The following is a 9,988-nucleotide window of genomic DNA, read 5'->3' as shown; positions in this document are numbered from 1 at the left end:
TGTGCTTTGTCCTGATAAGCTTTCTGGTCATTTCGATTGCGGCAACGCTGTACGTGTCGCTTAAGCTAACCACCCCGATCAAGAAGTTGACCGAGTCGATCCGGCGGATCAAATTGGGAAAACTGCAGTTTGATGTGGATTCGGAACGCAGCGATGAGGTCGGGGTTCTTGGCAGCGCGATCAAGAATATGGTCGATACGATTGACAATCTGATCATGCGGGAACTCCGGCTGGAGCTTGCCAACAAGGATAACCAGCTGAAGGCGCTTCAGGCTCAGATCAATCCGCATTTTATCTTTAATACCTTGCAGTCCATCGGGTCCGTGGCCTTGCACAATAAGGTGCCCAAGATTTACGAGCTAACCTCCTCGCTCGGGCTAATGATGCACTACACTATGAATACCGAGGAGTCCGTTGTCCCTCTCGCCAAAGAGATTGCTCATGTGGAGGCCTATCTGGAACTGCAGAAACAGCGGTTCAAGGAACATCTGCACTACACCATTGACATTGCCGAACCTTCCGCTCTGGAACTACTTGTACCCAAAATGATCCTGCAGCCTCTTGTAGAAAACTGCTTCAAGCATGGATTTGAATCGATGCAAAATGCTGAAATAGACATTAAGCTGGAAAGCGGCGAAGATGGGCTGATCCTTTCAATCCGGGATAACGGGCATGGCATTACGCCGGAGAACCTGGAGCGGTTGAAGCAGCGCATGAAGCAAGAAGCCTCGGGAGGAACGGTAGGGGGCAGTATCGGTCTGATCAATGTGATCTCAAGACTCTCTTTATTCTTTAACGATGAGGCCAAGGTATCTATAGGACAGGTCCAGCCTTCGGGCTTTTATGTAGTTATCAGAATCCCGCAACGAAAGGACGGCAGGCTCTATGAAAGTACTGATCGTGGATGATGAGACCGATGTAAGAGATTCAATCCGGCTTCTGGTCCAGTGGGAGGATTTTCAGATCACCGATGTGATGGAAGCTTGCGACGGGGCAGCGGCTATGGAGCTGATTCGGAGTGAGCAGCCGGAGATTATTTTTACGGATATGAAAATGCCCAATGTGGACGGCCTGACGCTTCTGCAATGGATCGGGGAGCATGCGCCTGAATCGAAGAGGATTGTGATCAGCGGCTATGACGACTACACCTATATCCGCAAGACGATGAGGCACGGCGGACTTGACTACCTGCTTAAGCCGATTAACCGCAATGAATTGCTCGAAGCACTCCGCAATGCGGTGGATACGTGGCTGAAAGATGATGAAGCGCGGCGGCTGAATATCCGCAGGGATGTCGAGATCAACAAAACCCTGCCTATGTATTGGGACAAAATGCTGTCGGGCGTTGTCTCACAGCCGGATGGCTACTCTATCGCCGCTGAGGAGCTTCAGGCATCCTTCGAGTGGTCCGCCGTCCGGGAATGCCAGCTCGTGATGCTGATCTCTGATCCGCTGCCGGGCACTGTACTGGAGAAATTCGGAAGGAATATCGACCTTCTGTATTTCTTAATGCTTAACATCTGCAATGAAGTTATCGGTCCTTCCAGGAATGGATATGCCTTCAAGCATGCCGATCCCAATTATGGCATCGTTCTGCTGCTGACTGGTGAGTTTGGGGGCAACAGCAGGAAGCTGACAGCCATCAATGAAGCGCTGTACCGTGTGCTTGGAGCACGCTTTCATTTTGCCTGCAGCGGCAGGGTCTCCTTCCCGCAGGACATTCACACCGGATTTCAGCAGATGCTGCAGACAGCTCTTTCCGTTTCCTTTGTGGGACCGGGCACCTGGATTCACAGTTATGACGACATTCCTGCCGCCACCTCCGACAAAAGAATCATCTTGGCCGATTACAGCAGCTCGATTTCGGCCGCTATTCACAAAGGGGAGCAGCGCCAGATCAAGGGCGCCGTCGCCAATTGGATACAGGCGATCGGACAACTGCGTGCCGTGACCTGGGAACAGTTGAAGTATTGGCGGTATGAATTTGAAATGCTCCGCAGCCATTTGCTGCAGGACACGGACCGGACCGCAGGCGAATCCGCCCGGACCTCCTCCCAGTGGCTGTTTCCGATCGGGCCCGACGGCCGGCTATCGTTGGAGGAATGGCAGAGGGAATGGACGAATGCTTTTCTGGAAATCGCCGAGGTTCTGAAAGTTTCCCGGATACAGGAATATGACGTCATCCATTCGATCAAGCAGTACATTGACCTTAACTATATGCACGATCTATCGCTTCAGGAAATTGCAAGCCAGTTCTTCCTTAGCCGTGAATATGTCTCCCGGCGCTTCAAACAGGTGTTTCACGAGAATCAGTCCGAATATCTGGAACGGGTCCGCATTGAGAACGCCAAAATCCTGCTTATGAACAAACAGTACAAGATCGCTTCTATCTCTGAGAAGGTTGGATACCCGGACAGCCGCTATTTCAGTAAAATCTTCAGCAAGCTAACAGGCATGACCCCGCGGGAGTGGCGGAAGGAGGCAGGGGGAGGAGATGGCGGTGAGTAGTGAGTAAATCAAACAGGACTACTTAAAGCCCGGAATTTTTGTGCTTTCAGAGAACCATCCCCCTCGCACAAAACGAATCACATCTTCCTTCCGGTCCGGGTGTACCTGGAGGTAATCACCGAGGACAATGGTCCATCCAGGTGAAAGCTTTTCAAATCAGGGTCCCTATCTAGGGTGTCCGGGAGAGTATACATTAGTCCGATCAAGATCAATAACTTGCCCCTTCTGCTATCGGGGTGAACCGTATCACAAATAGTGGTAAAGCGAAAAGCGGAGATTTTGGTTAGTCTTCAAGAGTGCAATATTATTTTTTGAAAGTGTAGTAACAGAAAAGGAGCCATCATTCGAGTCATTCGAGGGCTCCTTTTCTTTTCTATCTCCCCAGCTACTGTTCGTAAGCATTTATCACTTTAATCATCGATTGAAATACCTGCGGCTTTTAAGTGTCCGTGAGTTAGAATTTTTCCGAATTGAGAAGCGAGTTCCTTTGGGGTATAGGAAAAATCATTTTTAACCCACCACACTACAATGCCTATAAAAGTAGATGCGATATATTGGAGTAATAATTCCTTTGAAATCTTCAATGGAGTATTATCCAAGCCATCCTCCACTGTATTTTTTATAATTCCCTCCATTTTTGATTGAAAACCATAAATTCTATTCTCATCCAGTAACAATGCTTTGTAAAAAGGGATATTGTCCTGAATTTTCTCCAGGATGGTTTGCATTAGTTGTTCAAGCATAGGGCCGCTTACCGGAGTTTTGCTGCTTGAGCATTGCTTGAGTGTACTCTTTAGTTCTTCTATTAATTCGTCCATAGATGCATTTAACAAATCGGGTTTGTTCTGATAATGAAGGTAAAATGTATTCCGGTTAATCATCGCCTTATCGGCAATATCTTGAATCGTAATTCCTTCGTATCCCTTTTCAGTAAGAAGCTCTATAAACGCTTTTTTTATCGAATGTTTGGAGCGAATGATACGCAAATCGGTTTTTTTGCTCATTATGGCTCATTCCCTTATTTTTTTGATAGATATACGACATTTGAGCTGAAACTGCATTTTATCTCTCAAAATCAGAAATATTAAATATTGAATGCTGATCTTTTATTAATCATAATAAACACAAGATAAATATACAACACATTGACCATTATTTATCTTATTGATAATTAACTCATACTAAAGGAGAGATTTTAAATGAAAACTATAGCGATCGTTGGAGCAGGAGAAGGATTAGGAATGTCCATTGCAAAGAAATTCGGACAAAATGGCTTTCGCGTAGCTCTTATTGCCCGAAATGAAGAAAAATTGAACCAGCTGGTTATTGAATTAGAACAATTGGGAATCGAAGCTGCTCCATTTCAAGCAGACATATTAAATAAAGAACAAATTGAGATGGCATTTACCGCTATTAAAGAGAAATACGGATTTATTGATGTTCTTGAATACAGTCCAACGCCGAGCATCAATACAGTAGCACCAGCATTAGATGTAACCGAAGAAAATGCCTTATACCAATTTCAATTTAATGTTTTAGGTGCATTATCCAGTGTTCGGCAAGTGCTGCCGGAAATGTTGGATAAGCAAAGCGGTGCTCTATTATTTACGACTGGAGGCGCTGCAATCCACCCAGTACCGATGATGGGTAATGTCGGAATTGCAATTTCAGGACTTCGTAATTATATCTTTAATTTGAACAGCGAATTAGCGGACAAAGGGATTTATGCAGGTCATCTATCGATTGGAATTTGGATGCAACCTAATTCAGGAGTTCAGGATAAAATCGCTGATATTTGGTACGACATGTACACCAAGAGAGACAGAGTAGAAGAGTTTATAACTGAAGACAAAATATAATCAATCGAGGTAAAAATGTGAATATCACTATTTTCGGTGCAAGTGGTGCAATTGGACAGCTTGTAACACAATTAGCTTTAGAAAACGGAGATTTCGTAACAGCATACATTAGAAACCCCAAAAAAGTTAGCCTCAAACATCCCAATTTGACCGTTGTACAAGGGGAACTTTCCAATACTTCAATCATCGAGAGGGCAGTCGCTGAAGCGGATGTCGTAATCAGTACACTGGGACCAGCATCTGACATGTCACGAAAGCTTAAAGGCACGCCGATTGCCGATGGACACGAACTGATTGTTAGAGCGATGAAAAGGCTTGACAAAAAAAGGTTAATTACACTTGCGACGCCAGCGTTGCAATCGGATGACGATAAGAAAAACATTTCAACGATACTTCCGGGAGTATTAGCTAAAATTTTCCTTCCTAATGGTCATGCGGAAATGAAAAAAATGGAGGGGATTATTAAACAATCGAGCATTGATTGGACAGTTGTTCGAATTATTAATCCAAATGTTAAGCACAAGGGACAATCTTATGATTATTCATTCGGTGATAAACCGCTAAATTAGGTGTTTCAAGAGAAAATGTTGCTAAATTCATGTACTCTGCCGCTCGTAATAACCAATTGATTAGAAAAATGCCTATTATTTATAACAAATAAGTCCCAAGTGATGCCAAATCTGTTGGTAAAGATAAGGAATTAGCAGAGAAGCTGTTCTATTCTTATTACACGGACGCCAAGCTAATAAGCGATCATGGTACATTAGCAGATATTGCAGAATCAGTTGGGATGAATAGGGACGAATCAATGGCAGTTCTCCGTAATTCATCCAAATATGCTAACGATGTACGTTCAGATGAAGCCACAGCAAAGCAATTAGGGATAACAGGAGCACCTTTCTTTGTCATTGATAGAAAATATGCGATATCAGGCGCACAACCAACTGAGGTATTTATAAATGCTCTTAACCAAGCATCTCAATAAGTAAAGCCAATAAGCATTTGAAAGAGATATTCTGAAAGCATTGTCGAGAACAATTACAAAGTATTTTAGAACATCATGTAGACAGGCAGACCGTAAACAGTCAGGCAGTTCAAGCGAAATAGGCAGAACAATAAACCGTTCAAAATCCTTATTGGACTTTGGGCGGCTTAATTTTTTGAAGCACCGTAAAGAAGTTTGCCATATCCTCGCATCGATACCAAAGAAATGGAGAAAGGCTTGCAAATGGTTTCGCTTTCCTGAAACACGGCTTTTTGCTCCTTCTGTATAGCATCATTCTCTCATCGGCTACGAATGAGACCTTTTTGGATCGCAATCTCCACGGTTTTGCCAATGAGCAAATCGAGCAGATTCATGTCTTGTAGCCGCAACTTCCGAAGAAATACAAATGGCCGGTCGTATAATTCTTCCATTACAGGGCAAGATAAAACCGCAGGATTTTGATTTCTTTAATGAAGGAGAAGACTATGGTTGAAAAATACGACCCTCAAATGAAAAATCATCAAATGTCCACATGGCTTGATGAATTAAAACAGAAATTAAACCATATGGATGATGCCGATATTGTCGAGCTCAGAATGGGTACCAGTGCCTCAGTCCATCTATTATACATAAAAACGTTAATCGATCCAGAGCGTTTAAACGAGACGGTTATTCAGCCACTTCATCGTTCTGCTTGCAATTCACTTTCTTCATGCATAACCAATGCCAAAGTTTCGGAAGTTCTATCGATCGAAGATGCTGAGCAAAAAATAATGCAAGGATTTATTCTTCTAAACGATCCAGTCAACGATCAGTGGTTAGGCGTCCAACTGGAAAACCCTCTTGGTCGGGCAGTTGAACCTTCCCAAACAGAAACGGTTATATATGGAGCGAAAGACAGCTTCAGCGAACAAATCGATAAAAACATTACTATGTTGCGCAGACGTTTGCCTATAACGACATTAAAAACGGAAAGCTTTACTATCGGTTCACTGAGTAAAACGAAAGTTGTGTTACTGTACATAGACGGATTAATTAATCCAGAATTTGTTTCCCTTGCAAGAAAGAAAATTGAAAGTGTGGATTTCGATCAATTTTTAGACTCCTCTCAGCTTGCCGCTTTTATTGAAGATCATAACCATACAGTCTTTCCGCAGTTTCTGCAAACGGATCGGCCGGATGCCTGCGCCTACGCCTTAGGTGAGGGAAAGCTGACGCTATTGGTTTCCAATTCACCGTTTGCCTTAATTGCTCCCATTACTTTTTTCCATTTACTCCAATCTCCGGAAGACTACTTCCTTCGTTGGCCGGTAGCCAGTTTTTTACGTTTAATCCGATACGGAAGTTTTGTTGTTTCTTTGACGATGATTCCTTTTTATGTTGCGTTAACGACATTTCATTACCAAATGGTTCCGCTGCCGCTTCTTTACGTATTATTGGAATCGAGAAGCAAATTGCCTTTTACTCCGTTTGCGGAAGGATTTTTCATGATCGTAACGCTGGAAATCATCAAAGAAGCAAGTTTGCGAATGCCGACCAAAACCAGTCAAACTTTAGGGGTTATCGGTGGTATCGTCATTGGACAAGCTGCAGTAGAAGCAGGCTTTGCAAGTAAAGTTTTGATAGTGCTGATGGGTATATCCGCTATTGCTTTCTTTTTAGTTCCCAATTATCAAGTGACAAAATCCATGGTGCTGTTGCAAATTCTTCTTCTTATCCTTGCATCGTTTCTTGGGTTGCCTGGAATCGTGATCGGGCTAATCGGGATTCTTGCACATCTCCATGCATTAACGTCATTAGGTCAACCTTATTTAGCACCGATTGCTCCTTTTTATGGAAAAGATTGGAACGATCTCTTTATCCGCGGCCCTTTAATTTGGATGAAAACTCGTCCGAAATATCTAAAAACACTACGGAAATGGCGACAGGAGATGAAGAAGTGAAGAGTTTATCCTTATATAATCGAACTTCCACTCTCGGTGGTATCTATTTCCTTCTCTTAGTGAACCGCATGCAAATGCATTATTTTATTTTAATCATGCCGGTGTATTTGGTTCATTCGTATATGGTTTGGGGAATTGTCGTGATCGGGCTGCTGTCCCAACTTAATTTGATGATGATGTCCAAATGGTTGACTTCCAGTTATGCAGCGAAAGGCTATCAAGGATTTTTACAGCTTTTCGGTAATCGGGCAGTTCAAGTTTTCGCAATACTTGGTTTTTTGATAATATTGTTCAAAATTTCAATTATCACACTGGGATACGTTGAAATGCTCCATAATTTTATTTATCCATCCATGAATAAAAAGTGGCTGATCCTAATGATTCTTTTGATCAGCTTATTTGTGGCTTCACATGGAATGGAGAAAACATTGCGTTTTGTCGTCATCGCCTTTCTTTGCGGGGCTTGGATCGCAATCATGTTTATTCCTTTTTTCTTTCCGCCGATGGCTGATTACCGCGATTTGTATCCTCTCATACCCACCGAATGGTCAGGACAATCCTGGCAGGGTTTGTTGTTTATTTGGTCGGCATTTTCCGGTCCGGTATATTTGGTCTTTTTGGTTCCATGGTTAAGCTCCAATAAAAAAATATCGAAATATCTGATCATTGGAAACATGATGACCATCATGGAATATTCATTATTGTTCATTGCTTCGGTATTATTTTACGGTTCGAACTTCTTAAGCAAGATCAATTTTCCGATAGCATATATGGGAAGCTACATTCAAACGAGCGGTTTAGAACGAATCGATTACATCCTTATCTCTTTCCATATGTTTAATTATGTGTTTGACATTTCAATTCTTCTGTTGTGTTTTTATGGAGCCGGAAGAATCTTTATGAGAAAAATGAACGAACGCACGACTCGGATCAGATTATTGTTGAGTTGGTTTATCATTTTGATAAGCATCATCTTAATGGATCAATGGTTATGGCAAACGGTTCCGGGGCAAAAGATGTTACTGAACATTCAAATCTGGCTCGGTGCATTCATTTATTTACTTGTTCCTGCGATCCTTTTCACTGCAGTTAAACGAAAGGAGAGTATGTAGGCATGGTACCATACAAGCATTATGGTTTATTGGCGAGTGTATGCCTTATATGGATTGCCGGCTGTTCTTCTCCATATGTCGAGAACAATTTGATCGAAGAGATCGCTCCGGTAGTTTTCTGGTCGATTGACGAGGGGACGGAAGGAAAGTTGAAAATCAGCACTTTAGTACCACCGCTCATCCAAGAGAAAAAACGTCTTCTCTCTAAGGAAGTCGATCTGTTAAAACAGGGAGATAGGGAGTTTAATTTAATTTATTATCGGGAATTAAAGCAGGGGCAGCTGCGAATGTTATTAATCAATGAGGAGCTGGCGAAAAAAAGAGGAATTGAAAGGCTGATCAATACGATATTGGTTGATCCCGATATTTCAATGCGTGTCTATTTGGTGATTGTCAGAGGCGATTTTGATGAATACATAGAAAATCAATTGACGAAGCAAGAAAACCAAGATTATTTTCTTTATCGGATGTTAAAGCATTACGAGGAGCATAACCAAGGTGAAATGAGCATCGTCAATATTCATCAATTTATGAAGATGTTATATTCCCCTCTTAAGGATCCGATTCTGCCGGTTTTTCATTCGGATAAGAACAATTTCAATTACGTAGGGACAGCCTTCTTCCAAAGGGATAAAGAAGCAATGGTCATTCAAGACTTGGACGATAATATTTTTCAACTTCTGGATAACGATCATTTCCTGAAAGTCTTGGCCATTCCAAAGTTATCTATCAGTTTAGGACGTATTCGATCCAATGTTCGCATGAAACTATCGAGGGACTATTCATCCTTGTCTTTACATGTGGAATTGAACGGAAGAATGGAGGAATACCAGGGAGAAATGAATATTCAAAGTGAGGAACAAATGGAACATTTAATTCATGAAATTGAGGTTTATCTTGAGGAACAAACGTCAGATTTATTAAAAAGAATGCAACGGTATAAAGTGGATCCCTTAGAGATCGGAACCCATTCGCTTAAGCCGTTTTCTAAACAAATAACTGAAGAGCAATGGTTGAAATATTGGGGAAATATGAAAATTGATGTTGACTACGACATCAAAGTACATCCTTTGATTAATGGAGCGGTTGATGTGTTTCAAAACAAGTAAATCGGTCCGATCCGCTTAAGAGCGCATGATAGAGATGGGCATGCCAGTATATCGACGCTAAGCGGTGAGGGATATCAAATCATTACACCACCACCTTACCCCACACTTTAACAAGCCACACAAAGGAGAATGTCCATCGTAGATGTTCTCTTTTTCATATCACTACATCATGCTGTCCAACGCCGACGGTGACGGCTTCCTTAATCGGTTCTTTGAAAACTGCTCCGTTATCACTTTGGCTCTACCGCTTCTGTATTCGCTTTACAGTCTGACTTACATACTGAATCATAGTAAGCCCGCGTCACATCCTCCATGCGCTGGGTCACAGCATCATGCTGCTCCATCGGGATAAACTCAAAGATAGCTATGGTGATACAGCTCCATGTTACGGAGAACGATCACAAGTAACTACAAATTTTTTTAATTTATGGGTCATCAGGAGGAGACAATGACTGAATTATTAGCTCCAGCA

General features: G+C 42.4%; 8 protein-coding genes and 1 pseudogene. 8 read left to right on the top strand and 1 reads right to left on the bottom strand.

The window, feature by feature from the left end:
* Both AQR02_RS13855 and AQR02_RS13850 read left to right on the top strand, forming a co-directional pair.
* Positions 1-908, top strand: a 908-nt coding sequence (locus tag AQR02_RS13855) for a sensor histidine kinase (protein ID WP_148449103.1), incomplete at its 5' end; no start/stop codon positions are given.
* Positions 886-2,508, top strand: coding sequence for a response regulator transcription factor (locus AQR02_RS13850; protein ID WP_054940992.1), 1,623 nt, complete (start codon positions 886-888; stop codon positions 2,506-2,508). The genes AQR02_RS13855 and AQR02_RS13850, both read left to right, overlap by 23 nt.
* Positions 2,509-2,918: 410 nt before the next feature.
* Here the strand turns inward: AQR02_RS13850 and AQR02_RS13845 are convergent, their stop codons facing one another.
* Positions 2,919-3,512, bottom strand: a complete 594-nt coding sequence (locus tag AQR02_RS13845; protein WP_054940991.1) for a TetR/AcrR family transcriptional regulator — start codon at positions 3,510-3,512, stop codon at positions 2,919-2,921.
* Between the two features lie 195 nt (positions 3,513-3,707).
* On the opposite strand from AQR02_RS13845, the gene AQR02_RS13840 reads away from it, so the two are divergent.
* The 6 genes and pseudogenes from AQR02_RS13840 (at position 3,708) to AQR02_RS13820 (ending at position 9,516) form a co-directional block, all read left to right on the top strand.
* Positions 3,708-4,367 (top strand): SDR family NAD(P)-dependent oxidoreductase, encoded by a 660-nt coding sequence (locus tag AQR02_RS13840; protein WP_054940990.1) that lies wholly within the window; start codon positions 3,708-3,710, stop codon positions 4,365-4,367.
* Between the two features lie 17 nt (positions 4,368-4,384).
* Positions 4,385-4,936 (top strand): NAD(P)-dependent oxidoreductase, encoded by a 552-nt coding sequence (locus tag AQR02_RS13835; protein WP_245237429.1) that lies wholly within the window; start codon positions 4,385-4,387, stop codon positions 4,934-4,936.
* Positions 4,937-5,064: 128 nt separating this feature from the next.
* Positions 5,065-5,352: pseudogene (locus AQR02_RS31350) on the top strand (DsbA family oxidoreductase); the annotation flags it as partial.
* Positions 5,353-5,837: 485 nt separating this feature from the next.
* A complete protein-coding gene (locus tag AQR02_RS13830; protein ID WP_054940989.1) occupies positions 5,838-7,295 on the top strand; it encodes a spore germination protein in 1,458 nt (485 codons plus the stop codon).
* Complete coding sequence (locus AQR02_RS13825) at positions 7,292-8,407, top strand: GerAB/ArcD/ProY family transporter (protein WP_054940988.1); 1,116 nt, start codon at positions 7,292-7,294, stop codon at positions 8,405-8,407. The genes AQR02_RS13830 and AQR02_RS13825 overlap by 4 nt, the downstream gene beginning before the upstream one ends.
* 2 nt (positions 8,408-8,409) lie before the next feature.
* Positions 8,410-9,516: a Ger(x)C family spore germination protein gene (locus tag AQR02_RS13820; protein ID WP_054940987.1), complete on the top strand. Its 1,107-nt coding sequence runs from the start codon at positions 8,410-8,412 to the stop codon at positions 9,514-9,516.
* Positions 9,517-9,988: the final 472 nt, after the last annotated feature.

Source organism: Paenibacillus ihuae, assembly GCF_001368795.1.
GTDB lineage: Bacteria > Bacillota > Bacilli > Paenibacillales > Paenibacillaceae > Paenibacillus_AQ > Paenibacillus_AQ ihuae.
This window is presented reverse-complemented; position numbering and strand designations above follow the sequence as displayed.